The sequence below is a fragment of the Micromonospora polyrhachis genome, from assembly GCF_014203835.1.
GTDB lineage: Bacteria > Actinomycetota > Actinomycetes > Mycobacteriales > Micromonosporaceae > Micromonospora_H > Micromonospora_H polyrhachis.
In genome coordinates, this window is sequence record NZ_JACHJW010000001.1 from 5,789,224 (window position 1) to 5,813,510 (window position 24,287).

Annotated in this window: 22 protein-coding genes; 15 read left to right on the forward strand and 7 right to left on the reverse strand. The window is 69.8% G+C overall.

Annotated elements, in window-relative coordinates; translation table 11 throughout:
• The first annotated feature begins 119 nt into the window (after positions 1–119).
• The 7 genes from rapZ (at position 120) to secG (ending at position 6,842) form a co-directional block, all read left to right on the forward strand.
• Entirely contained in the window at positions 120–1,031 is a 912-nt protein-coding gene (gene rapZ / locus FHR38_RS25605) for an RNase adapter RapZ (RefSeq protein WP_184537049.1), read from the forward strand.
• Positions 1,028–2,005, forward strand: coding sequence for a gluconeogenesis factor YvcK family protein (locus FHR38_RS25610; RefSeq protein WP_184537050.1), 978 nt, complete (start codon positions 1,028–1,030; stop codon positions 2,003–2,005). The genes rapZ and FHR38_RS25610 overlap by 4 nt, the downstream gene beginning before the upstream one ends.
• A 55-nt stretch (positions 2,006–2,060) precedes the next feature.
• Positions 2,061–3,041 carry a DNA-binding protein WhiA gene (gene whiA / locus FHR38_RS25615; protein ID WP_184537051.1) on the forward strand — a complete coding sequence of 327 codons (981 nt, stop codon included), beginning with the start codon at positions 2,061–2,063 and terminating at the stop codon, positions 3,039–3,041.
• A 301-nt stretch (positions 3,042–3,342) separates the two neighbouring features.
• Positions 3,343–4,347, forward strand: coding sequence for a type I glyceraldehyde-3-phosphate dehydrogenase (gene gap / locus FHR38_RS25620; RefSeq protein ID WP_184537052.1), 1,005 nt, complete (start codon positions 3,343–3,345; stop codon positions 4,345–4,347).
• A 37-nt stretch (positions 4,348–4,384) separates the two neighbouring features.
• Positions 4,385–5,584: a phosphoglycerate kinase gene (locus FHR38_RS25625; protein WP_184537053.1), complete on the forward strand. Its 1,200-nt coding sequence runs from the start codon at positions 4,385–4,387 to the stop codon at positions 5,582–5,584.
• A gap of 134 nt (positions 5,585–5,718) precedes the next feature.
• Complete coding sequence (gene tpiA, locus FHR38_RS25630) at positions 5,719–6,483, forward strand: triose-phosphate isomerase (RefSeq protein WP_184540209.1); 765 nt, start codon at positions 5,719–5,721, stop codon at positions 6,481–6,483.
• 98 nt (positions 6,484–6,581) lie between these two features.
• A complete protein-coding gene (gene secG / locus FHR38_RS25635) occupies positions 6,582–6,842 on the forward strand; it encodes a preprotein translocase subunit SecG (RefSeq protein ID WP_184537054.1) in 261 nt (86 codons plus the stop codon).
• A gap of 252 nt (positions 6,843–7,094) precedes the next feature.
• Here secG and pgl read toward each other — a convergent pair whose 3' ends face one another.
• The 6 genes from pgl to tkt form a co-directional block, all read right to left on the reverse strand.
• Positions 7,095–7,865, reverse strand: a complete 771-nt coding sequence (gene pgl / locus FHR38_RS25640) for a 6-phosphogluconolactonase (protein ID WP_184537055.1) — start codon at positions 7,863–7,865, stop codon at positions 7,095–7,097.
• Entirely contained in the window at positions 7,862–8,908 is a 1,047-nt protein-coding gene (locus FHR38_RS25645) for a glucose-6-phosphate dehydrogenase assembly protein OpcA (protein ID WP_184537056.1), read from the reverse strand. Before FHR38_RS25645 ends, pgl begins: the two co-directional genes overlap by 4 nt.
• A 247-nt stretch (positions 8,909–9,155) precedes the next feature.
• Entirely contained in the window at positions 9,156–10,691 is a 1,536-nt protein-coding gene (zwf, locus tag FHR38_RS25650) for a glucose-6-phosphate dehydrogenase (RefSeq protein WP_184537057.1), read from the reverse strand.
• 9 nt (positions 10,692–10,700) lie between these two features.
• Positions 10,701–12,362, reverse strand: a complete 1,662-nt coding sequence (locus FHR38_RS25655) for a phosphoglucose isomerase-related protein (RefSeq protein ID WP_184537058.1) — start codon at positions 12,360–12,362, stop codon at positions 10,701–10,703.
• Positions 12,359–13,537, reverse strand: coding sequence for a transaldolase (tal, locus tag FHR38_RS25660; RefSeq protein WP_184537059.1), 1,179 nt, complete (start codon positions 13,535–13,537; stop codon positions 12,359–12,361). The genes FHR38_RS25655 and tal overlap by 4 nt, the downstream gene beginning before the upstream one ends.
• Before the next feature lie 16 nt (positions 13,538–13,553).
• Positions 13,554–15,692 carry a transketolase gene (tkt, locus tag FHR38_RS25665; RefSeq protein WP_184537060.1) on the reverse strand — a complete coding sequence of 713 codons (2,139 nt, stop codon included), beginning with the start codon at positions 15,690–15,692 and terminating at the stop codon, positions 13,554–13,556.
• A gap of 268 nt (positions 15,693–15,960) precedes the next feature.
• Between tkt and FHR38_RS25670 the strand changes: the two genes are divergently transcribed.
• From FHR38_RS25670 to FHR38_RS25680, 3 genes are all read left to right on the forward strand, one after another.
• Complete coding sequence (locus FHR38_RS25670) at positions 15,961–16,923, forward strand: heme o synthase (RefSeq protein WP_184537061.1); 963 nt, start codon at positions 15,961–15,963, stop codon at positions 16,921–16,923.
• Between the two features lie 253 nt (positions 16,924–17,176).
• Complete coding sequence (locus tag FHR38_RS25675) at positions 17,177–17,512, forward strand: hypothetical protein (protein ID WP_184537062.1); 336 nt, start codon at positions 17,177–17,179, stop codon at positions 17,510–17,512.
• Complete coding sequence (locus FHR38_RS25680; RefSeq protein ID WP_184537063.1) at positions 17,513–18,424, forward strand: ATP-grasp domain-containing protein; 912 nt, start codon at positions 17,513–17,515, stop codon at positions 18,422–18,424.
• A 257-nt stretch (positions 18,425–18,681) separates the two neighbouring features.
• Here FHR38_RS25680 and FHR38_RS25685 read toward each other — a convergent pair whose 3' ends face one another.
• The gene (locus FHR38_RS25685; RefSeq protein WP_376771435.1) at positions 18,682–19,659 is read right to left on the reverse strand and encodes a COX15/CtaA family protein; all 978 of its coding nucleotides are present in this window, start codon (positions 19,657–19,659) and stop codon (positions 18,682–18,684) included.
• Positions 19,660–19,822: 163 nt separating this feature from the next.
• Here FHR38_RS25685 and FHR38_RS25690 point away from each other — a divergent pair, with 163 nt between their 5' ends.
• Genes FHR38_RS25690 through sufC form a run of 5 tightly spaced genes read left to right on the forward strand, consistent with a single transcriptional unit; the run spans position 19,823 to position 24,266 of the window.
• Complete coding sequence (locus FHR38_RS25690; RefSeq protein WP_312882600.1) at positions 19,823–20,548, forward strand: helix-turn-helix transcriptional regulator; 726 nt, start codon at positions 19,823–19,825, stop codon at positions 20,546–20,548.
• Positions 20,545–21,975: a Fe-S cluster assembly protein SufB gene (sufB, locus tag FHR38_RS25695; RefSeq protein ID WP_184537065.1), complete on the forward strand. Its 1,431-nt coding sequence runs from the start codon at positions 20,545–20,547 to the stop codon at positions 21,973–21,975. The genes FHR38_RS25690 and sufB overlap by 4 nt, the downstream gene beginning before the upstream one ends.
• A gap of 49 nt (positions 21,976–22,024) precedes the next feature.
• A complete protein-coding gene (gene sufD / locus FHR38_RS25700; protein WP_184537066.1) occupies positions 22,025–23,170 on the forward strand; it encodes a Fe-S cluster assembly protein SufD in 1,146 nt (381 codons plus the stop codon).
• A complete protein-coding gene (locus tag FHR38_RS25705; RefSeq protein ID WP_184537067.1) occupies positions 23,170–23,496 on the forward strand; it encodes a non-heme iron oxygenase ferredoxin subunit in 327 nt (108 codons plus the stop codon). Before sufD ends, FHR38_RS25705 begins: the two co-directional genes overlap by 1 nt.
• Positions 23,493–24,266, forward strand: coding sequence for a Fe-S cluster assembly ATPase SufC (gene sufC / locus FHR38_RS25710; protein WP_184537068.1), 774 nt, complete (start codon positions 23,493–23,495; stop codon positions 24,264–24,266). The genes FHR38_RS25705 and sufC overlap by 4 nt, the downstream gene beginning before the upstream one ends.
• Positions 24,267–24,287 lie beyond the last annotated feature (21 nt).

A 24,287-nucleotide genomic window follows, 5' to 3' on the forward strand; every position in this document is an offset into this window, starting at 1 on the left:
ACGGTGGCTGCCGACTATACATCGATCCGGTACGCGTGGAGTTGGTTGATGATCGGCCGAACGGTCTCGGACACGAGTTTTTCGGACACGAGTTTTTTGGGGGCCAGGTGACGAGCGAGATGGTCGGAACACCCGAGACTGGGAAGTCGGCGGTCGTGCCGTCGAACCGGTCGGACATGACACTCGTGGTGGTCACCGGAGTCTCCGGCGGTGGTCGCAGCACCGTGGCGCGAGCGCTGGAGAACGTCAACTTCTACGTGGTGGACAACCTGCCGCAGGCGTTGCTACTCGATATGGCCGAACTGGCCTTTCGGGCCGGCGGTGCGGCCCGTAACACCGCGATGGTGCTCGACGTACGCAGCCGGGCCTTCTCGACTGATCTGGCCGGGGCGATCCGCGATCTCAAGGGCCGCGGCTTCCAGCCCCGGGTGGTCTTCGTCGACGCCGATGACGAAGTGCTGATTCGGCGGTTCGAGAGCGTACGACGGTCGCACCCGCTGCAGGGTGACGGGCGGCTCGCCGACGGCATCGCGGTCGAACGTGGCCTGCTGGCGGAGGCGCGGGAACAGGCCGATGTGATCATCGACACCAGTCATCTCAACGTCAACCAGCTCCGGAGTCGGGTGGAGGAGCTTTTCGGCGGCGAGGACGCTCGCCGGTTGCGGGTGACCGTCCTCTCCTTCGGCTTCAAGTACGGCCTACCGCCGGATGCAGACTTTGTCCTTGATGCCAGATTCCTTCCGAATCCGTACTGGGTGCCAGAACTGCGCGAGCACACCGGGCGCGAAGAGGAGGTGAGTCGGTACGTTCTCGGCCAGAATGGCGCGGTGCCGTTCGTGGAGTCGTACGTCCGCCTGATCAATGCAACCGTGCCCGGGTTCGAACGGGAGGGAAAGCGCTACCTGACCGTGGCGGTGGGCTGCACCGGGGGGAAACACCGCAGTGTGGCGATCGCGGAGGAACTGGCGTCCCAACTGCGGCATGCCCGACTCGCGGCCAACGCCCAGCACCGCGACCTGGGGCGCGAATGACGGCGCGAAGGGTGGTCGCGTTCGGGGGTGGCCACGGGCTCTCGGCGTCCCTACGGGCGCTGCGGCACTGCACGCCGGAACTCGACCTGGACATCACCGCCGTGGTGACGGTGGGCGACGACGGTGGCTCCAGCGGTCGGCTACGGGCCGAGCGAGGGGCACTGCCCCCGGGTGATCTGCGGCAGGCGCTGGTGGCGTTGGCCGGCGACCACCCGGCCACCCGGCGCAGCGCCGACCTGTTGCAGTACCGCTTCGCCGCACCAGCCGCCGGCGCGGCGGCCGACGACTCGTTGGCCGGCCACGCGGTCGGCAACCTCGTGTTGTGTGGGCTGATGGAGCTACTGGGCGACCCGGTGGCTGCCCTCGACCATGCCGCCGCCATGCTCGGTGCGGTCGGGCGGGTCCTGCCCATGTCCTGCCAGCCGGTGGGGATCGAGGCCGAGGTGCGCGGCGCCGTACCCGAGCGACCCGACGAGGTGCGGACCGTACGCGGTCAGCACCAGGTGGCCGTGACGACCGGCCGGGTTGAATCGTTGCGATTGGTGCCGGCCGACCCTGCGGCGTGTCGGGAGGCGGTCGCGGCGGTTGGCGCGGCCGACTGGTTGATCTTCGGTCCGGGCAGTTGGTACACCAGCGTCCTGCCGCATCTGCTGGTGCCCGAACTGGCCCGGGCGATCGTGGCCAGCCCCGCCCGCCGGCTGGTCACCCTGAACCTTGCGGCAGAGAAGGAGACCCTTGGGCTGTCAGTCGCCGATCATCTCGCGGCACTGCGGTGGTACCTGCCCGAACTGCGGGTGGATCTGGTGCTGGCCGACGGGAAGGCGGTGGGGGAACCAGAACCCGTAGAGCGTGCGGCAGAATCGCTGGGTGCCCGTCTCGTGCTCGCCCCAGTGGCCGTCTTGGACGGCACGCCCCGACATGATCCAGCCGCGCTGGGGGCCGCGCTGGTGCCTGTCCTGGGCGCCGATCGTTAAGCACGTACGAACAACCGGCAGCATGCCGGAAACCGGCCCGTGAGGTGACGACAGAATGGCGATGACGGCTGCGGTCAAGGACGAGCTGAGCCGCGTGGACGTGCCCAAACCCTGCTGCCGTCGGGCGGAGATGGCCGCCCTGCTGCGGTTCGCGGGCGGACTGCACATCGTTTCCGGTCGGGTCGTGGTGGAGGCGGAACTCGATACCGGAGCGGTCGCCCGACGCCTGCGTCGGGAGGTCGCCGACGTGTACGGCTACCCGAGCGAAATCCACGTGCTCGCCCCCGGTGGACTGCGTAAGGGCAGCCACTACATCGTGCGGGTGGTCAAGGACGGCGAGGCCCTGGCCCGCCAGACCGGCCTGCTCGACGTGCGGGGACGGCCGGTGCGGGGTCTGCCACCCCACGTCGTGGCCGCCAACGTCTGCTGTGCGGTGGCGGCCTGGCGGGGTGCGTTCATGGCCCACGGCTCGCTGACCGAGCCCGGCCGGTCCTGCGCGCTGGAGATCACCTGCCCGGGGCCGGAATCGGCGCTGGCACTGGTCGGGGCGGCCCGCCGGATCGGCATCACGGCCAAGTTCCGCGAAGTGCGGGGCGTGGATCGGGTGGTCGTCAAGGACGGTGACGCGATTTCCGCGTTGCTCACCCGGATCGGCGCGCACTCCAGCGTGCTGGCCTGGGAGGAACGCCGGGTACGCCGCGAGGTGCGGGCCACCGCCAATCGACTGGCCAACTTCGACGATGCCAACCTGCGGCGCTCGGCGCGTGCGGCGGTGGCCGCCGCCGCCCGGGTCACCCGGGCTCTGGAGATCCTCGCCGACGACGCGCCCAACCACCTGACCTCCGCCGGAGAACTGCGACTCAAGCACCGGCAGGCCTCGCTCGAAGAACTGGGCGCGCTCGCCGACCCGCCGCTGACCAAGGACGCGATCGCCGGCCGGATCCGCCGGCTGCTGGCCCTGGCCGACAAGCGCGCCCGGGACCTGGGAATCCCGGACACCGAAGCCGCCGTCACCCCGGACATGCTCGTGGTCTGACCGGGTGGTCGAGCCGGGTCGAGCCGGGATCCCCGACCGCGCAGATCCGGCCCGGCGAAACCGTCGGGCCGGATTATGCCCCGACGCAGCGCGGCGCGGCTCGCTCCGATAGGGTCGCAGCGTACGGCGACGAGGCCGAACGGGCCGCTTCGCCGCACTCACCGCCTCGGGCGGTCAGGTCTCCAGACCGCGGCGGGGTGGCCGAGATGATTGGCAACGACCGGCTCCAACGGTCGGCGCACCAACTTCCGCCGGCCATCGGGCAGACGCCGGCGGACCAGAATGCGAGGAGATGGGACCTGTGACCATCCGGGTTGGCATCAACGGCTTCGGCCGGATCGGCCGTAACTTCTTCCGGGCAGTACTGGCGTCCGGCGCTGACGTCGAGGTTGTCGGCGTCAACGACCTGACCGACAACGCGACCCTCGCCCACCTCGTCAAGTACGACAGCATCCTCGGGCGGCTGCCGGAGGAGGTCAAGGCGACCGCCGACGAGATCACCGTGGGTGGCAAGACCATCAAGGCGTACGCCGAGAAGGACCCGGCCAAGCTGCCCTGGGGCGACCTGGGCGTGGATGTGGTCATCGAGTCGACCGGCTTCTTCACCGACGCGACCAAGGCGAAGGCGCACGTCGACGCCGGCGCGAAGAAGGTCATCATCTCGGCGCCCGCCAAGAACGAGGACGTCACGGTCGTGATGGGCGTCAACCACGACCAGTACGACCCGGCGAAGCACACCATCATCTCGAACGCCTCCTGCACCACCAACTGCCTCGCGCCGATGGCCAAGGTCCTGCAGGACACCTTCGGCGTCGAGCAGGGTCTGATGACCACGATCCACGCGTACACCCAGGACCAGAACCTGCAGGACGCGCCGCACAAGGACCTGCGTCGGGCCCGGGCCGCCGCGCTGAACATCGTGCCCACCTCGACCGGTGCGGCCAAGGCGATTGGGCTGGTGCTGCCGGAGCTGAAGGGCAAGCTCGACGGCTACGCCCTGCGGGTGCCGATCCCGACCGGCTCGGCCACCGACCTGACCGTGACCCTCGGCCGCGAGACCACGGCGGACGAGGTCAACGCCGCGATGAAGGCCGCTGCCGAGGGGCCGCTGAAGGGCATCCTCACCTACAACGAGGACCCGATTGTCTCCGCCGACATCGTGACCGACCCGGCCTCCTGCATCTTCGACGCGCCGCTGACCAAGGTGATCGGCAACCAGGCCAAGGTGGTCGGTTGGTACGACAACGAGTGGGGCTACTCCAACCGCCTGGTGGACCTCGTCAAGCTGGTCGGCAGCTCCCTGTGAGCGTGCGGACCGTGTTCGTGAGCGGAGGGTCGGCACGGTGAGTATTCGTACCCTCGACGATCTCCTTGCCGAGGGTGTCTCAGGTCGGCGCGTGTTGGTGCGCGCCGACCTGAACGTGCCCATTGACAAGGAGTCCGGCGCCATCGCCGACGACGGTCGGATCCGCGCGGTGCTGCCGACCTTGACCGCGCTCCGGGAGGCCGGCGCGGTGGTCGTCGTCTGCTCGCACCTGGGCCGCCCGAAGGGTGCGCCGGACCCGAAGTACACCCTCGCGCCGGTTGCCACCCGGCTCGGCGAGCTGATCGACGCGCCGGTCGCGTTCGCGTCGGACACCGTCGGGGAGTCGGCTCGGAGCACGGTCGACGCGCTGACCGTCGGGCAGGTGGCCCTGCTGGAGAACCTCCGGTTCAACCCGGGGGAGACCAGCAAGGACGCCGCCGAGCGGGAGGCTTTCGCCGACCAACTGGCCGGCCTCGCCGAGGCGTACGTGGATGACGCCTTCGGCGCGGTGCACCGCAAGCACGCCAGTGTCTACGACGTACCGGCCCGGCTGCCGAACTTTGCCGGCCGGCTGGTGCTGCGGGAGGTCGAGGTGCTGTCCCGGCTGACCGGGGAGCCGGACCGGCCGTACGTCGTGGTGCTCGGCGGCTCGAAGGTCTCCGACAAGCTCGCGGTGATCGAGGCGCTGCTGCCGAAGGTCGACCGGCTGTTGATCGGCGGCGGGATGTGTTTCACCTTCCTCAAGGCCCAGGGCCACGAGGTGGGCACCTCGCTGCTCGAAGAGGAGATGCTCGACACCTGCCGGGATCTGCTTGCTCGGGCCGACGGTCGGATCGTGTTGCCGGTCGACGTGGTGGCCGCCACCGCGTTCGCCCCGGACGCCACGCACGACGTGGTGGCCGCTGACGCGATCCCGCCGAACCGACTCGGTCTGGACATCGGGCCGCGCAGCGTGGCGGAGTTCGCCGAGGTGATCTCCGGGGCGCGGACGGTCTTCTGGAACGGCCCGATGGGTGTGTTCGAGATGCCCGCCTTCGCAGCCGGCACCAAGGGCGTCGCCGAGGCGATCACTGCGGTCGACGGCTTCACGGTGGTCGGCGGCGGTGACTCGGCAGCGGCGGTACGCGCGCTGGGCCTGGACGAGTCCTCGTTCGGGCACATCTCGACCGGCGGGGGTGCCTCGCTGGAATACCTGGAGGGCAAGACCCTCCCCGGTGTCGCCGCTCTGGAGAAGTGACGTGAGCGGGAGGCGCGAGCGTTTCGGGGCGGCTCGCGTGGGACGCGACCGCGCCGGAATGCGAGAAGAGCTTGCGAGCCCCGCAGTCGCGAACGAAAGGGGACTCAGTGCCTAAGGCTGTACGCCGTCCGCTGATGGCCGGCAACTGGAAGATGAACCTCAACCATCTGGAAGCCATCGCCCTGGTCCAGAAGTTGGCGTTCAGCCTCAACGAGAAGCAGCTCACCGACGTGGAGACGGTGGTCCTGCCGCCCTTCACCGACCTGCGTAGCGTGCAGACGTTGGTCGACGGTGACAAGCTGCTGATCGGCTACGGGGCCCAGGATCTGTCGCCGCACGCGTCGGGGGCCTACACCGGGGAGATCTCCGGCCCGATGCTGGCCAAGCTCGGCTGCCAGTATGTGGCGATTGGCCACTCCGAGCGGCGGGCCTACCACCACGAGGACGACGAGCTGGTCAACGCCAAGGTGGTAGCGGCGTTGGCCAACGATCTCAGCCCGATCCTCTGTGTGGGGGAGGGGCTGGACGTCCGCGAGCAGGGTCGCCAGGTCGCGCACTGTAGCGACCAGCTCGATGCGGCGCTGAAGGGGCTTACCCCGGAGCAGGTGGAGAAGGTCGTGGTGGCCTACGAGCCGGTGTGGGCGATCGGTACCGGTAAGACGGCCACCCCGGAGGACGCCCAGGAGGTCTGCGGCGCGCTCCGCCAGCGACTGGCCGATACGTTCGGCCAGGAGACGGCGGACAAGGTGCGGATCCTGTACGGCGGTTCGGTGAAGGCGGCGAACATCGCCGGCATTATGGCCAAGCCGGACGTCGACGGGGCGCTGATCGGTGGGGCAAGCCTGGACGCCGAGGAGTTCGTGCAAATCTGTCGGTTCCCGGAGCACATCAACCGCTGACTGCTCGCTATCCTTGACGAGCCCCGCCCGCCGGTCGGTGCCGATGCGTCCCGGTCGACAGCCGGGCGAGGATCGTGACGAGAGGACTGCCCCCTACTATGCCGATCTGGTTCGCGTACACGTTGATCGTGTTGCTGATCATCACGAGCGTGCTGCTCACCATGCTGATCCTGCTGCATCGCGGTAAGGGCGGCGGGCTGTCGAGCATGTTCGGTGGCGGTGTCAGCTCCAGCCTTGCCGGCTCGTCGGTAGCGGAGAAGAACCTGGACCGCTATACGGTTTTGGTGGGGATTGTCTGGTTTGCCTGCATCGTCGGCCTGGGCCTCTGGCTCAAGCTGGCGACGAATGGCGCAGCCTGACGCCGTTCTGGTACAGCAGCTCTACGACTGAGCGCGGCCCGTTCCCACGGGCCGCGCTCAGTCGTTTCTTCGTATCGTTGTCGCTTCCTCTGGCCGCACACCGGTAGTGCCAGCCCGGCGGGTATCGCTCTTCCGCCGCGACGAGTCCTCCCACCTGATCAACCACTGCGTTCTGACCCGTTGATCAAGAGATTCACGTCGCCGGGCCTGCCCTGAGCTGACGCAAATCTCTTGATCAAAACGAAAAGGGGGTCAGCGCAGACTACGGAAGGTGGGCTTCACGTCGGCCGCCGCCGCTCGGTCCAGCAGCCAGAGGGTACGGCTCACCCCGCACGCCCCGGCCGCCGGCAGCTGCACCGGGCCCGCCCCGGCCAGCGCCATGCCGACCGCCCGGGCCTTGTCGGTGCCCGTCGCCAGCAGCCACACCTCGTCCGCCGTGTTGATGGTGGGCAGGGTCAGGGTGGTGCGAACCGGTGGCGGCTTCGGGCTGCCCCGTACGGCACTCACCGGGCGGGTCTCGTAGGTGACCGGGTGCCCCGGGAAGACCGACGCGACATGCCCGTCCTCGCCAACACCGAGCAGCAGCACGTCGAAGTGGGGCAGCGTCGCCGTACCGGGCCGGGCAGCGGTGGCCAGGGCAGCGGTGTAGGTGGCCGCAGCGGCCTCTGGATCGTCACCCTCCGAGCCGTCCGAGGCCGGCATCGGATGCACCCGGGACGGATCCAGGGGCAACGCGTCGAGCAGCGCCTCCCGGGCCTGGGTCTCGTTGCGGTCCGGGTCGCCAGCCGGCAGGAAGCGCTCGTCCCCCCACCACACGTCCACCCGGGACCAGTCGACCGCGTCCCGCGCCGGCAGGTCGCGCACCGCCCGGTAGACGGCGGCGGCGACCCGCCCGCCGGTCAACACCAGCCCGGCCTGGCCCCGCTCGGCCTGGGCGTCGATCAGCCGGACGATCAGGCGGGCGGCGACCGCCTGGGCGAGCACGTCCCGGTCCGCGTGCACCACCACACTGGTCTCGCTCATACCACCCCACCCTGCGGCAGATCGGGACGCCCGGTCTCGCTCGTCGTGGCGTGCGAGGTGATTCCCGCCTCCGCCCGTTGCGCGGTCGCCGGATCCTTCCAGACGTGCACCCGCCGGTCCGGTCGTGCCTGCAGGCCGGGTGTGCCGGCCATCGCCCCCAGAGCCTCCGCGTAGATCTGGTCTGGGTCCAGTCGCCGCAACTCCTCGGCCAGTTCCTCGCCGAGGGGACGTCGGACCAGCGGCAGCTGTCGTTCCGCCTGGCCGGTGCGTTGGAACGTCGCCACGCTGTCCTCCCGGGTCAGCAGCAGGTGGTCGCCGCTGGCGGTGCACAGCTCCACCGACCGCATCCGCTGGAAATGGTCCGACTGCTCCCATTTCGGGATAATCCCCAGTCGGGCGGAGAGCCAACCGCACATCAGCGCCGCGGTCGGGTCCGAGGTCGGTGCGACGACGGTGGCCTCGGTGATCTCCGCGTTGACGGTGTCGAACGCACCGGCCACCAGGGTCCGCCAGAGGGTGATGCGGGTCCAGGCGAGGTCGGTGTCGCCCGGAGCGTAGTCCGCTGCCCGCAACCGCAACGCCTCGATCGGGTTGGCCGCCTGCGCGGAGTCGGTGATCCGGCGGTCGGCGACCACCCCGAGGAAGTCGGTGGCGATCTCCTCCGGCGGCTCCCCGTGCCACCAGGTCACCACCGGTACGTCCGGCACCAGCAGCGGCATCACCACCGACTCGGCGTGCAGGGCGAGCCGTCCGTACATCCGCATCACCACGGCCTCGCACGGGCCGAGCCGGCCACCGACCACGATCTCGGCGTCCAGCCGGTCCCGGTCCCGGTCCACATCAGAGCGTACGACCACCAGCAGTCGGCACGGGTGGGCGGCTGCCGCTATGGTCGCGGCGGCCTCGGCCTCCCGGACCTGCCGCTCGTCGGCCACCACGATGAGGGTGAGCGCCATCCCGCTGGCCACCCCACCAGCGCTGCGCCGCTCGGCGGCCAACGCCTTGACCACCTCGTTGCCGGTGGTGTCCCACAGCCCGATCAACGGAACCTCCAGGTTGGTTCGGTCACGCCGCCCCTCGCCATGCTCGGCGGCGTCGTGACCTGGTAACTGAGCCTGCCGGTTCGCTCGCTCCGCTCGCTCACGCCGCCCCTCGCCATGCTCGGCGGCGTCGTGACCTGGTAACTGAGCCTGCCGGTTCGCTCGCTCCGCTCGCTCACGCCGCCCCTCGCCATGCTCGGCGGCGTCGTGACCTGGTAACTGAGCCTGCCGGTTCGCTCGCTCCGCTCGCTCACGCGCGCCGCCAGGAGCGGCCGTCGCGGGCGAGCATCTCGTCGGCCGAGCGGGGACCCCACTCGCCGGCCCGGTACGGGTCGGGAGTGGTGTCCTGCCACGCGGCCTCCAGCGGGTCGATGACCTGCCAGCTCTGCTCGACCTCGGCGGCGTCGGGAAAGAGCGTCCGGTCCCCGATGAGTACGTCGAGCACGAGCCGCTCATACGCCTCGGGGCTCGACTCGGTGAACGCCTCGCCGTACTGGAAGTCCATCGCGATGTCCCGGACCTCCATGGCGGTGCCGGGCACCTTGGAACCGAACTTCAGCACCACGCCCTCGTCGGGCTGGACCCGGATGACGAGCTGGTTGTTGCCGAGCATCTCCACGTCGGCATGGTTGAACGGCAGGTGCGGGGCGCGTTTGAACATGACGGCGACCTCGGTGACCCGCCGGGGGAGGCGCTTACCGGCCCGGATGTAGAACGGCACCCCGGCCCAGCGCCGGTTCTGGATGCCCAGCCGCACCGCGACGTACGTCTCGGTGGTGGAGTCGGCTGGCACCCCCTTCTCCTCCAGGTAGCCGACCGCCCGTTGGCCGGCCACCCAACCGGGCAGGTACTGCCCGCGTACGGTGCCGCTGGCCACGTCCCGGGGGATGGTGATGGCCCGCAGCACCTTCAGCTTCTCGGCCCGGATCTCGGCGGCGTCGAAGCTGGTCGGCTCCTCCATCGCCACCAGGGCCAGCAGTTGCAGCAGGTGGTTCTGTAGCACGTCGCGGGCCGCGCCGGCCGAGTCGTAGAAGCCGGCCCGGGAGCCGATGCCCACGTCCTCGGCCATGGTGATCTGCACCGAGTCGACGTACTTGGTGTTCCACAGTGGCTCGAACAGGTTGTTGGCGAACCGCAGGGCAAGGATGTTCTGTACGGTCTCCTTGCCCAGATAGTGGTCGATCCGGAACACGTCGTCGCGGGTGAACACGTCGTCGACCAGCTCGTTGAGCACCTTGGCCGATGGCAGGTCGAAGCCGAACGGCTTCTCCACCACGACCCGCCGCCACCCGCCCGACTTGGCGTTGTCCGCCATGCCGGTACGGGCGAGCTGCTTGAGCACCACCGGGAAGGCGGCCGGTGGGATGGAGAAGTAGAAGGCGGCGTTACCCGCGATGCCGTGGCTGCCCCGCAGTTCGTCGAGCATGACGGCCAACTGGTCGAAGGCCTCGTCGTCGTCGAACGAGCCGCCGACGAACTTGATGTTGCCGACGAGCCGGGCCCAGACCTCCTCCCGCCAGGGGGTACGGGCGTGCTTGCGAGCCGCCTCGTAGGCCAACGACTCGAAGTCGCCGTCCCCCCAGTCACGCCGGGCGAAGCCGAGCACCACGAATCCGGGTGGGAGTAGACCCCGGTTGGCCAGGTCGTACACGGCCGGCAACAGTTTCTTGCGAGCCAGGTCGCCGGTCACCCCGAAGATCACCAAAGCGCATGGTTCGGGGATGCGCGGCAGCCGCCGGTCCTGCGGGTCGCGCAGCGGGTTCACGCCGCCTCCTTGTTCGTTCATCGCGGCGGATCAGGACCGCAGGCTGCGGATCGTGTCGAGCAGTTGGGCCAGCCCGGCCGTCCGGTCGGTCAGGTGCAGCCGTACCACCGGCCGTTGCCGCTCGGCCAACGCCTGCCGGTCACCGGCGGCCTGCGCCGCCTGCAACTCCCCGAACGTGTACGGCTTGCCCGGTACCGGCAGGTCGTCACTGACCGCGCCGGTAACCTGCAGGAAGGAACCGACCTGCGGGCCACCCTTGTGGTACTGGCCGGTGGAGTGCAGGAATCGTGGCCCCCAGCCGAAGGTGACCGGGCGGCCGGCGACCTCGGCCAGTGCCGGCCGGGTCCGAGCCGCGTCGGCGTCGGCGAACCGGTCCAGGTAGGCCATGACCGCCAGGTAGCCCTCCGTGCCCAGCCCGGCCACCAGCCAGCGCAGCACACCGGCCAGGTCACCGGGGGTACCCGCCGGGGCGTACACCTCGATCGAGCCTTCGGTGAAGGCCGGTGCCTCGGCCGGCAGGCCCGAGCCCAGCAGCCGGTTGGTGTTCTCCTTCGACTCCGTCACGTTGGGCTGGTCGAACGGGTCGATGCCGAGCAGCACGCCGGCGATGGCGGTGGCGTACTCCCAGGCGAGGAAGTGCGCGCCCAGCGGGCCGTTGACGGCCAGGTGCGGGCTCACCCCGTTGCCGGGTACCGCACCGGCCGACAGCGCGCCGCCGTAGGTCACGGTCAGCACATCGTCGCCGGTGGCACCCGGGCTGTGCGGGCCCTCGACCACGACCGGCAGGATGCCGATTCCGGTCTTGCCGGTCGACTCGGCGATCAGCTGCTCGATCCAGTCGCCGAGTCCTTCGATGCCGGTGCCGTCGGAGACCAGGGCGATCTTGTCCCGCCCGGTCGTGGCGGCGGTGCCGAGCGCCGCACCGAGGGCCAGACCCGGGTTGCCCTCGTTACCGGCCAGCGACTGGGCCAGGGCCTCGGCCTGGTCCAGCAACTCGGCCACGTCCACGCCGGCCAGGGCCGCCGGGACCAGGCCGAACGCGGTCAGCGCGGAGTATCGGCCACCGACGTCCGAGTCGGCGAGCACCACGTACGCGCCCATCTCGTTGGCGGTGGTCGCCAGCGGCGAGCCGGGATCGGTGACGATGACGAACCGCCGGCCCGCCTCCGCCTCGGTCAGGCCGGAGTCGAGGAACGCCTGCCAGTAGGCCCGCCGGTGGCTGTCGGTCTCCACCGTCGAGCCGGACTTGCTGGCCACCACCACGACGGTGCGGTGCAGCCGCTTGGCGAGGGCAGCCCGGACCTGTCCCGGGTCGGTGGTGTCCAGCACGGTCAGTGGCCGGCCGGTGGTGCGGGCGATGACCTCGGGGGCCAGCGATGATCCGCCCATTCCGGCGAGCACCACGTGGTCGAGGTCGGCCAGTTCGGCCTGTAGTTCGGCGAGTTGGGGGAGCAGTTCTCGGCTGCGGCGGAAGGTGTCCACCCAGCCGAGCCGGATCTTCGCCTCGTCCTGGGCCTCCGGCCCCCACAGGGTCGGGTCCTTCTCGGCGAGCCGACGCGCGGCATCGTCGGCGGCGAGGGCGGTCCGGGTGGAGGCGGGCGCGGAGCGGTCGATTGCCTCCGCGCCGTATACGGCCAGCCCGGCCGCTGCCTCGACCGGGCCGTCGAACAGGTCGCTGGTCGCCTGGCTCACGCGTTGCCTCCTGCCTGCTGTGCGGCCTGGGCGTGCCCCTGGGCGGCCCGGTTGGGCTGGCCTTCGCCCTGTGTCGCCGCTTCGAGCGAATCGCGTACGCCGTCGAGTAGTTCCTGCCAGCTGACCGCGAACTTCTCCACGCCCTCACGCTCCAGGGTCTCGATCACGTCGTCGAAGTCGATGCCCTGGGCGGTCAGGTCGGCAAAGACCTGGCGGGCCTCGGTGTAGCTGCCGGTGACCGCGTCACCCCGGGTCTCACCGTGGTCGGCATAGGCGTGGATGACCGGCTCCGGCATGGTGTTGACGGTGCCGGGGGCGACCAGTTCCTCGACGTAGATCACGTCGCGGTAGTCCGGGTTCTTGGTGGAGGTGGAGGCCCAGAGCGGGCGTTGCGGGTGGGCTCCCGCGTCCGCGAGCGCCTGCCAGCGGCCCGAGGAGAACACCTCGGCGTAGCGCTCGTAGGCGAGGCGCGCGTTGGCCAGGGCGGCCTTGCCCCGCAGCGCCTTGGCCTCGGCCGAGCCGGTCTTCTCCAGCCGCTTGTCGACCTCGGTGTCGACCCGGGAGACGAAGAACGACGCCACCGAGCCGATCTTCGACAGGTCGTGCCCGTTGGCCTTGGCATGCTCCAGTCCGGCCAGGAACGCCTCCATCACCTGCGAGTAGCGCTCCAGCCCGAAGATCAGCGTCACGTTGACGCTGATCCCCTCGGCCAGGGTCGCGGTGATGGCCGGCAGACCGGCCTCGGTCGCCGGGATCTTGATGTAGAGGTTGGGCCGGTCCACCAGCCACCACAGTGCCTTGGCCTCGGCCACCGTCTTCTCGGTCTCGTAGGCCAGCCGCGGGTCGACCTCGATGGAGACCCGGCCGTCCACCCCGCCCGAGGCGTCGTACGCCGGGCGCATCACGTCGCACGCCCACCGCACGTCGTACGTGGTCAGCATGCGGACCGCCTCCTCGACGGTCACCCCCCGCTGGGCGAGGTCACGCAGCTGCCAGTTGTACTCGTCGGCGTCGCTGAGCGCCTTGGCGAAGATGGTCGGGTTGGTGGTCACCCCGACCAGGTGCTGCTCCCGGCGCAGCTGGTCCAGCCCGCCGGAGCTGAGCCGTACCCGGGATAGATCATCGAGCCAGACCGCCACGCCGGCGGCGGTCAGTTCACTCAACCTGTCCGTCATTGTCGACCTCGCTCTCTCAGTTGCCGGTGGTGCTGCCGGTGATCTGACCGATCCGGGTGAGCGACGCGTGCGCGGCGGCCACGATCCGGTCCGGGGTGAAGCCGAACTGCTCGTACAGGACGCTGTACGGTGCGCTCGCCCCGTAGTGCTCCAGGCTCACGGTCTCGCCGCAGTCGCCGACCAGGTCCCGCCAGGACATCGCGATGCCGGCCTCGACGCTGACCCGGGCCCGCACGCCGCGTGGCAGCACCGACTCCCGGTACGCCTCGTCCTGCGCTCGGAACCACTCCTGGCAGGGCATCGACACGACCCGGGTGGGCGTGCCCTCGGCCTCCAGCCGTTCCCGGGCGGTGAGGCAGAGCTGCACCTCGGAGCCGGTGCCGATGAGGATCACCTGGGGCTGGGCGTCGGAGGCCTCGGCCAGCACGTATCCGCCCTTGGCCGCCCCGTCGGCGGCGGCGAGCGTGCTGCGGTCCAGCACCGGCACCGGCTGGCGGGTCAGCGCCAGGGCGGTCGGCCGGTCGGTGTGCAGCAGCGTCTCCCGCCAGGCGATGGCGGTCTCGTTGGCGTCGGCCGGACGGACCACGTCCAGGCCGGGGATGGCCCGCAACGCGGTCAGGTGCTCCACCGGCTGGTGGGTGGGGCCGTCCTCGCCGAGGCCGATCGAGTCATGTGTCCAGACGTAGGTGACCGGCAGCTTCATCAGCGCGGCGAGCCGTACCGAGGGGCGCATGTAGTCGCTGAACACCAGGAAGGTGCCGCCGTACGGGCGGGTGCCGCCGTGCAGGGCGATGCCGTTGAGGATGGCGCCCATGGCGTGCTCACGGATGCCGAAGTGCAGGGTGCGGCCGTACTCGTGGCCGGGGAACGCCTTGGTGGCGTACTCGGCGGGGATGAACGACGGCTCGCCCTCCATGGTGGTGTTGTTGCTTTCGGCCAGGTCGGCCGAGCCGCCCCACAGCTCGGGCAGCACCGGGGCGAGGGCGTTGAGCACCTTGCCGGAGGCGGCCCGGGTGGCGACCGGTTTGGCGTCCGCGGCCCACTCCGGCAGCGCGTCGGTCCAGCCGGCCGGCAGGGCCCGGGAGGCCAGCCGGTCGTGCAGCGCCTTGCGCTCCGGATTGGCCTGCGCCCACGCCTGGTACGCCTCGTCCCACTCGGCGCGCGCCTGCCGGCCGCGTTCCAGCACCTCACGGGCGTGGGCGAGCACCTTGTCGTCCACGGCGAAGTGCTGTCCCGGGTCGAAGCCGAGCAGTTCCTTGGTGGCGGCCACCTCGTCGGCGCCGAGCGCCGAACCGTGGATCTTGCCGGTGTTCTGCTTCGTCGGGGCGGGCCAGCCGATGATGGTGCGCAGCGCGATGAACGAGGGCCGCCCGGTCTCCGCCTTGGCCGCCATCAGCGCGGCGTACAGCGCCTGGAGGTCCTCCTTGTAGTGCCCGTCGTCCGGATCGTCGGCCCGCCAGTCGACGGTCTGCACGTGCCAGCCGTACGCCTCGTAGCGGGCGGCCACGTCCTCGCTCTTGGCGATCCGGGTGTCGTCCTCGATGGAGATCTCGTTGTCGTCGTAGATCAGCGTGAGGTTGCCGAGCTTCTGGTGGCCGGCGAGGGAACTGGCCTCGTGGCTGATGCCCTCCTCGATGTCCCCGTCCGAGGCGATGCAGTAGACGTGGTGGTCGAAGACCGAGTTGCCGGGTTCGGCGTCCGGGTCGAGCAGGCCCCGCTCCCGTCGGGCCGCCATCGCCATGCCGACCGCGTTGCCGACGCCCTGCCCCAGCGGGCCGGTGGTGGTCTCGACGCCCTTGGTGTGCCCGTGCTCGGGGTGGCCCGGGGTGAGCGAACCCCACTGCCGCAGCGACCGCAGGTCGTCCAGGCTCAGTCCGTAGCCGGCGAGGTAGAGCTGGACGTAGAGGGTGAGGCTGGTGTGTCCGGCGGAGAGCACGAAGCGGTCCCGGCCCGCCCAGTCGGGGGCGGTCGGGTCGTGCCGCATGACCTTGTTGAACAGCAGGTAGGCGGCGGGCGCCAGGCTCATCGCCGTGCCCGGATGGCCGTTGCCGGACTTCTCCACGGCGTCGATGGCCAGGACGCGGGCGGTGTCGACGGCGCGGCGGTCGAGATCGGACCAGTTCAACGGGTCTTGCGTGGGTCGGTTGGCAGCCACGATTGTCTGTGCTCCTTGGCAGTGGGCGGAACCCTCACTGTTGACCCTAGCGATCGTCCCTAAACGTACGCCTGCGGATCGTGTATGCCCGTTCCGCGAGACATGTGCCGACCGGCCGGATTCCGCCCGGACGTGTGATCGCGGGCACCGTTGCTGGGTCGCCCGGGCAGCGCAAATATCGCCGCGTAGGCTGTCGGTCGGCGTGCAGATCGTGCCCGGTCGCCGCTGATCCGAAACTCCCGCGCCGACGCTGGAAGGTTGGCAGTTCGTGAGCATGATCACCGAGCCACCGGTCACCACCGGCCCCAGCAGATCGACGGCCGAGCAGTCCACGGCCGGTGTTCGGGGGCAGCAACGCAGTGGTGCCGGCGAGGTGGTTCGGGCGTACGTCTCGCTCACCAAGCCCCGCATCGTCGAGTTGCTGCTGGTCACGACGATCCCGACGATGATGCTGGCGGCCGACGGGCTGCCGTCGCTGTGGCTGATGGCCGTCGTGCTGGTCGGTGGCGCGCTGGCCGCCGGTGGGGCCAGCGCGCTCAACTGCTACATCGACCGGGACATCGACCAGTTGATGCGGCGCACCAAGCGTCGTCCGCTGCCGACCCACGTCGTGGCACCGCGCAGCGCGCTGATCTTCGGGTTGGTGCTCGCCGGGGTCTCGGTCGCCTTGATGGCGGCCTTCACCAACTGGCTGGCCACCATCCTGACCATCGCCTCGATCGCCTACTACGACCTCGTCTACACGCTGTGGCTCAAGCGCACCACCGCGCAGAACACCTTCTGGGGTGGCATCTGTGGGGCGGCACCGGTACTGATCGGCTGGGCTGCGGTCACCGGGTCGTTGAGTCCGGCGGCATGGGCGCTGTTCGCGTTGGTCTTCTTCTGGCAGTTGCCGCACTTCTACGCTCTGGCGATCAAATACAAGGTCGACTACGCGCGGGCCGGCATTCCGATGTTGCCGGTGGTGGCCTCGGTCCGGCGGGTCAACCTGGAGATCGTGGCCTACACCTGGTTGACTGTGTTCGCCTCGCTGGTCGCCTGGCCGCTGGGGTTGAGCCCGATCTACGGGGTCACCGCGGTGGTGGCGGGGGCGGTCTTCCTGGTGGAGGCCCACCGATTGGCCAGACGGTCTGCCCGGGGAGAGGCGATCAAGCCGATGCGGTTGTTCCACTGGGCCAACACCTACCTGACCATCCTGTTCGCCGTCATCGCGCTTGATGCGCTGATCTGAACCGCTAGTCGCCGATAAGTGGCGGAATGTTCCGTTTGTCTTGTTTGTCGCCGAAGTAGCGAAATCTCACTATCTGTCGGTCCGGCTGGTCACGCGCCCATTCTGGCCGTTTTGCCGGGCTGCAAAATCGGTAGATATCCGGATAAAGTGGTCGAAACTGCCGTCCGTAATTTATTCGTGATGAGGTAATGGGCATCACAAATAATCGGTAGCCATCAGGCACGTGAGCTGAGTTCTGCTTACGCTTCGCGCTATGGCAGATGGTTCCGATACAACGCTGACGGCCGATCAGACCGTCACGACCCAGACCGCCACCGGTCTGGTTTCCGGTATCCGCGAGTTTGCCGCCGGCCACGGCGGCGCGAAGGCGGTCATCGAGTACGTCGGTAAGCGGGGCGCCCGGATCGTCCTGGTCGGCGCGGACGGCGTATGGGCCGACCAGTTCGCCGAGGGCACCGATGTCGCCCGTCTCGCCTGCGCCCGCGCGGGCGTCACCGTCGAGAACGAGTGGGAGCGGGAGTTGATGGACGAGATGCGTCCCAACCGGGACCTCTGGCGGTCCATGGCCCGCCGTACGTTGGCCCGCTGAATGCCGACACCCCACCCCGGCGGTGCGCCCGGGGAGCCCCGGGTCGCGCTCGTCACCTGCACCGAGCTTCCCGAACTGGAGGATGACGACCGGCTGGTGTTCGGACCGCTCGCCGCCCTGGGAATCCGGGCCGAGGCGGTCGTCTGGGACGCCCCCGGTGTCGACTGGACCGCCTACCGGTCGGCCGTGCTCCGTTCTCCCTGGGACTACGCGACACGGCGCGACGAGTTCGTCGCCTGGGCCGCCACCGTGCCGGTCCTGGCCAACCCGGCCGACATCGTCGAGTGGAACACCGACAAGCGCTACCTGGAGGCGCTGACGGCCTCGGGGGTGCCGACGGTGCCGACGACCTGGGTCCGGCCGGGGGAGGGCTGGACAGCTCCGCTCGACGGCGAGTACGTGATCAAGCCGGCTGTCGGCGCAGGCAGCGTGGACACCGGCCGGTACGACTGCGCCGACGAGGAGCACCGGCGGCTGGCCGCCGCACACGTGGCCCGCCTGTCCACCGCCGGCCGGGTCACCATGGTGCAGCCCTACCTGGCGGACGTGGACACGGCGGGGGAGACCGCGCTGATGTTCTTCGCCACGCCGGACGGTCTCGGGTTCAGCCACGCGATCCGCAAGGGGCCGATGCTGACCGGGCCGGACTATGGCGTCGAGGGTCTCTACCGAACCGAGAAGATCACCGCCCGTATCCCGAGCGATGTGGAACGGACGGTCGCCGAGCGGGTGCTGGCGGCGGTACCGGGTGGCCCGGAGCGGTTGCTCTACGCCCGGGTCGACCTGATTCCCGGCCCGGATGGTTCCCCGGTGCTGGTCGAGTTGGAGCTGACCGAGCCGTCGCTCTTCCTCGGCTACGCCGATGGGGCCGCCGAGCGGTTGGCGCAGGCCATCGCCCTGCGTCTCGGCTGAGCCCGGCTCCGCCCACGGCTGGGGGGAGCCCGGCACCGCCCGCGGCTGGGGGGAGCCCGGCACCGTCCACGGCTGGGGGGAGCCCGGCACCGTCCACGGCTGGGGGGAGCCCGGCACCGCCCGCGGCTGGGGCTAGCCCCCCACCTCGACCCCGTCAGGAAGTGGAGCCCGCACCAGACCGGTGCGGGCTCCACTTTCTTGCTGACGAGGTGGGCCCGGAGCAGGCGGGCCAGGCCCGTTCCCGCGTCCTGGGCCAATCAGTGCGCGGCCACGGGTTCCGGCTGCCGGGCGTCGTCAGTCGACGGGGCGGCCGGGCCGGTGGTCGCCGTCGGCTGGTGGATGCGGGTGGCCCGGAGGACGGCGAGAGTGGCGAGCCAGACCAGGCAGGAGCCCAGCATGTGCGCGCCGACCAGAATGCCGGGCAGGTGGGTGAAGTACTGCACGAAGCCGATCAGACCCTGGCCGAGTTCCACCGCGATCAGCACCAGCGCGGCTCGGGCGGCGACCGTCGCGCCGACCGCGCGGAACGCGAACCACAGCGCCACCGAGAGCCCGAGCAGCAGGAAGACCAGGTCGACGTGCGCCTGCGAGATCGACTCAGGGTCGAAGCCGAGGCGCTTGGCGTCCTGGTCGCCGGCGTGCGGCCCGCTCCCGGTCACCCAGGTGCCGACCACCAGCACCGCGGCGCTGACCACGGTGGTGATCCAGCTCAGTGTGCGCAGCGGGGCCGGCGTCTCGGCCGGTGCGGTCTCGCCCGGCTCGAACGCCGCCCGCCAGAACACGTACGCCGCCGCGATGACCGCCATGGAGGCGAGGAAGTGCAGCCCGACCACCCAGGGGTTGAGATCGGTGAGCACCGTGAAGCCACCGATGACGGCCTGGGCCGGGACACCGAGGAACACGAGGATGGAGAGTTGGACCAGTGACTTGCGTCGGGGACGCTGGGCCAGCGCCGAGAGGATCCCGAGCAGGGCGATCAGGCCCACCGCGAAGGTCAACAGCCGGTTGCCGAACTCGATCATCCCGTAGATGCCCATTTCGGGCGTCGTGACGTAGGAGTCCTCGGTGCAGCGGGGCCAGGTGGGGCAGCCGAGGCCGGACCCGGTGAGCCGTACGGCGCCGCCGGTGACGACGATGCCGATGTTGGCGATGATCGAGGCCAGGGCGAGCCGGCGTAGCACGCGCGGACTGCCGAAATACCCGGCGATTCCGTTCACGGCGCTGATCCTACGCACTGTAGTTCTTGTCGGTTCGGGCAGTGTCCTGTCACCCGGTGGTGTGGATCACCGCCGGTGGGATTTGCAGGCACTCCCCGAAATACGTAACGTTGGCGTAGTGAAAAACGCGGCGGAGCTCTCTGAGCGTGAGTCGGTGGCCGGTACGGCCGCCGATACCGCCGTGCCCGCTGCCGGCGTCGACCTGCGCCCCCGCGACTTCGCGGATCTGCGTACCCGGGACCGGGTGACCCAACTGCTGCTGGAGCATGGTGCCGCCACCGCTGCCCAGCTCGGCGCGGAGCTGGGACTCAGCCCGGCGGCGATCCGCCGACACCTCGATGCGATGCAGGCCGACGGGGACGTGATCTCCCGCGAGCAGTCCGTACGCGGACGTCGCGGCCGGGGTCGGCCGGCCAAGGTCTTCCTGCTCACCGATGCGGCCCGGATCCGCTGCGGCACGCACACCTACGACGGTCTGGCCAGTTCCGCGCTGCGCTGGATCGCCCAACAGGGCGGTCCGCAGGCGGTGCTCGCCTTCGCGGCGGAGCAGGTGGCCGCGCTGGAGGCGCGCTGTGAGGCGGTGCTGGCCGGTGCCGCCGACGACCCGATCTCCCGGGCCGAGGCGCTTGCCGCCGCGCTGACCGCCGAGGGATACGCTGCCAACGCGTCCACGATCGCCTCTGGCGGTCAACTGTGCCAACACCACTGCCCGGTGGCGCAGGTAGCCGCCGAGTTTCCCCAGCTGTGCGAGGCCGAGACCGAGGTCATCTCCCGACTGATCGGCACCCACGTACAGCGCCTCGCCACCATCGCGCACGGCGACGGGGTGTGCACCACGCACATTCCGGCCCAGTCCGGGCGTGCTCAGACCGGTAACACCGTCACCACTGTGAGGACAGATAGATGACCGAGCAGATCGTTCAGCCGATCAGCCAGGAGGAGCACCTCGCCGCCCTCGGCCGTTACGAATACGGCTGGGCCGACTCCGACGTGGCCGGCGCGGCCGCTCAGCGTGGCCTCAACGAGGCGGTGGTCCGGGACATCTCGGGCAAGAAGAACGAGCCCGCCTGGATGCTCGACCTGCGGCTGAAGGGTCTGCGGCTGTTCGGCCGCAAGCCGATGCCGGCCTGGGGGGCCGACCTCACCGGCATCGACTTCGACAACATCAAGTACTTCGTCCGGTCCACGGAGAAGCAGGCCGCCAGCTGGGAGGACCTGCCCGAGGACATCAAGAAGACGTACGACAAGCTGGGCATCCCCGAGGCGGAGAAGCAGCGGCTGGTCGCCGGCGTCGCGGCGCAGTACGAGTCCGAGGTCGTCTACCACAAGATCCGTGAGGACCTTGAGGAGCAGGGCGTCGTCTTCCTGGACACCGACACCGCGCTCAAGGAGCACGAGGAGCTCTTCAAGGAGTACTTCGGCACGGTGATCCCGGTCGGCGACAACAAGTTCGCCGCGCTGAACACGTCCGTGTGGTCGGGTGGCTCGTTCATCTACGTGCCGAAGGGCGTGCACGTGGAGATCCCGTTGCAGGCCTACTTCCGGATCAACACGGAGAACATGGGCCAGTTCGAGCGGACGCTGATCATCGTCGACGAGGGTGCGTACGTGCACTACGTCGAGGGCTGCACCGCCCCGATCTACTCCTCCGACTCGCTGCACAGCGCGGTCGTCGAGATCATCGTGAAGAAGAACGCGCGGTGCCGCTACACGACCATCCAGAACTGGTCGAACAACGTCTACAACCTGGTCACCAAGCGCGCCGTCTGCCACGAGGGCGCGACCATGGAGTGGGTCGACGGCAACATCGGCTCCAAGGTGACCATGAAGTACCCCGCCGTCTACATGACCGGTGAGTACGCCAAGGGCGAGGTGCTCTCGGTGGCCATGGCCGGCGAGGGGCAGCACCAGGACGCCGGTGCCAAGATGGTGCACGCCGCGCCGCACACCTCCTCGACCATCGTGTCGAAGTCGATCGCCCGGGGCGGCGGCCGTACCTCGTACCGGGGTCTGGTGCAGGTGCTGGAGGGCTCGCACCACAGCAAGAGCACGGTCAAGTGCGACGCGCTGCTGGTCGACACGATCTCCCGCTCGGACACCTACCCGTACGTCGACATCCGCGAGGACGACGTGGCGATGGGGCACGAGGCGACCGTCTCCAAGGTCAGCGAGGACCAGCTCTTCTACCTGATGAGCCGGGGCCTGAGTGAGGACGAGGCGATGGCGATGATCGTGCGCGGCTTCATCGAGCCGATCGCCAAGGAACTGCCGATGGAGTACGCCCTGGAACTCAACCGTCTGATCGAGCTGCAGATGGAGGGCGCGGTCGGCTGACGCCGCCCGTACCCGCTCGGAGAGTCCGCGAGACGAACGCAAGGATGAGATGACTACGCAGGCTTTCGCGCCGCCCACGACCAAGTCAGAGGTGCTGCGCTCGTACGATGTCGCCGACTTCCCCGCCCTCACCGGGCTGGAGGAGGACTGGCGTTTCACCCCGCTGAAGCGGCTGCGTGGGCTGGCCGACGGTAAGTTCACCGCGACCGCCGGCAAGCTGCGCTACGAGTTCGACGCGCTGCCCGAGGGCGTCACCTTCGGCGGCGCGCACGAGGGCGACCCGCGGATCGGCAGCGTGCTGACCCCGTTCGACCGGATCAGCGCGCTGGCCCACGGTGAGACCAGCGAGGCGGTCGTCATCGCGGTCGCGCCGGAGACCCGGCCGGCCGAGCCGGTGGCGATCCGCCTGGTCGGGCAGGGAGCCGACGGCGCGTCGTTCGGGCACACCTTCGTCGAGGTGGGCCGGTTCGCCGAGGTGACCCTGGTGCTGGAGCAGACCGGTTCGGTCACCCTCGCCGACAACGTCGAGGTCGAGGTGGCCGAGGGTGCGAAGCTGACCCTGGTCACGGTCACGGACTGGGCCTCGGACGCGGTCCAGGCCCAGCACCTGCGGATCCGGCTCGGGCGCGACGCCAAGGTCACACATGTCCAGGTCACCCTCGGCGGCGACCTGGTCCGCCAGTTCACCAGCGTCGACTACGCCGGCCGGGGTGGCGAGGCCGAGCTGTACGGGCTCTACTTCGCCGACGCCGGGCAGCACCAGGAGCACCGGCAGTTGGTGGACCACACCGTGCCGGACTGCCGCAGTTACGTCGGCTACCGGGGAGCCCTCCAGGGCGACAGCGCGCACACCGTCTGGGTGGGTGACGTGCTGATCCGGGCCGCCGCGACCGGCACCGACACCTACGAGATCAACCGCAACCTGCTGCTGAGCGACGGGGCGCGGGCGGATTCCGTACCCAACCTGGAGATCGAGACGGGTGAGGTGGCCGGGGCCGGGCACGCCAGCGCGACCGGTCGGTTCGACGACGAGCAGCTGTTCTACCTGATGGCCCGGGGCATCCCGGAGACCGAGGCACGCAAGCTGGTGGTCCGGGGCTTCTTTGCCGAGCTGATCAACAAGATCCCGGTCGAGGCGCTGCGCGACCGGCTCGGCGAGACCATCGAGGCCCGGCTCTCCAAGGCCGGTGCCTGATGATCCGGATCTGCTCGGTCGAGGACGTGCCCAAGGGCACCGTGATCAGCGCCGACGTCGAGGGCACCAAGATCGCCATCGTGCACGCCGAGGACGGCGACGTCTACGCCATCTACGACGAGTGCTCGCACGCCGCGGTTGCCCTCTCCGAGGGCGAGGTGGACGGCTGCACCCTGGAGTGCTGGCTGCACGGCTCCCGCTTCGACCTGCGTACCGGTGAGCCGACCGGGCTGCCCGCCACCGAACCCGTACCCGTCTATCCCGTCGAGATCCGCGACGGCGACATCTACCTCAGCCTTACGCCAAGTAATGGAGTTACCCCGTGAGCGTTCTGGAGATCCGTGACCTGCAGGTGTCGGTCAAGCTGCCCGACGGCGAGCTGAAGCCGATCCTCGCCGGGGTCGACCTGACCGTACGGGCGGGGGAGACCCACGCCATCATGGGCCCCAACGGCTCGGGCAAGTCGACCCTGGCCTACTCGATCGCCGGCCACCCGAAGTACGAGATCACCGGTGGTTCGGTGACCCTGGACGGCGAGGACGTGCTGGCCATGTCCGTGGACGAGCGGGCCCGTGCCGGTCTCTTCCTGGCCATGCAGTACCCGGTCGAGGTGCCCGGCGTGTCCGTGGCCAACTTCCTGCGTACCGCCAAGACCGCCATCGACGGCGAGGCGCCGAAGCTGCGCACCTGGGCCGGCGAGCTGCGCGGTGCGATGGAGCGGCTGCAGATGGACCCGGCGTTCGGCCAGCGCAACGTCAACGAGGGCTTCTCCGGTGGGGAGAAGAAGCGGCACGAGATCGTGCAGCTCGAACTGCTGAAGCCGAAGATCGCCATCCTCGACGAGACCGACTCCGGCCTGGACGTCGACGCCCTGCGGGTGGTCAGCGAGGGGGTCAACCGGGTACGCGATACCGGGCAGACCGGCCTGCTGCTGATCACCCACTACACCCGCATCCTGCGCTACATCAAGCCCGACTTCGTACACGTCTTCGTGGCCGGCCGGATCGTCGAGCAGGGTGGCCCGGAGCTGGCCGACAAGCTGGAGGCCGAGGGCTACGAGCGGTACGTCAGCGGAGCCGGTGCGGCCAGGGCCTGACCAGGCCGAGGCCCGAGGAAC

Coding starts and splice junctions, on each gene's coding strand:
- rapZ (WP_184537049.1), top strand. CDS start 120: ATGGTCGGAACACCCGAGACTGGGAAGTCGGCGGTCGTGCCGTCGAAC.
- FHR38_RS25610 (WP_184537050.1), top strand. CDS start 1,028: ATGACGGCGCGAAGGGTGGTCGCGTTCGGGGGTGGCCACGGGCTCTCG.
- whiA (WP_184537051.1), top strand. CDS start 2,061: ATGGCGATGACGGCTGCGGTCAAGGACGAGCTGAGCCGCGTGGACGTG.
- tpiA (WP_184540209.1), top strand. CDS start 5,719: ATGGCCGGCAACTGGAAGATGAACCTCAACCATCTGGAAGCCATCGCC.
- secG (WP_184537054.1), top strand. CDS start 6,582: ATGCCGATCTGGTTCGCGTACACGTTGATCGTGTTGCTGATCATCACG.
- pgl (WP_184537055.1), bottom strand. CDS start 7,865: ATGAGCGAGACCAGTGTGGTGGTGCACGCGGACCGGGACGTGCTCGCC.
- zwf (WP_184537057.1), bottom strand. CDS start 10,691: ATGAACGAACAAGGAGGCGGCGTGAACCCGCTGCGCGACCCGCAGGAC.
- tal (WP_184537059.1), bottom strand. CDS start 13,537: ATGACGGACAGGTTGAGTGAACTGACCGCCGCCGGCGTGGCGGTCTGG.
- FHR38_RS25675 (WP_184537062.1), top strand. CDS start 17,177: ATGGCAGATGGTTCCGATACAACGCTGACGGCCGATCAGACCGTCACG.
- FHR38_RS25680 (WP_184537063.1), top strand. CDS start 17,513: ATGCCGACACCCCACCCCGGCGGTGCGCCCGGGGAGCCCCGGGTCGCG.
- sufB (WP_184537065.1), top strand. CDS start 20,545: ATGACCGAGCAGATCGTTCAGCCGATCAGCCAGGAGGAGCACCTCGCC.
- sufD (WP_184537066.1), top strand. CDS start 22,025: ATGACTACGCAGGCTTTCGCGCCGCCCACGACCAAGTCAGAGGTGCTG.
- FHR38_RS25705 (WP_184537067.1), top strand. CDS start 23,170: ATGATCCGGATCTGCTCGGTCGAGGACGTGCCCAAGGGCACCGTGATC.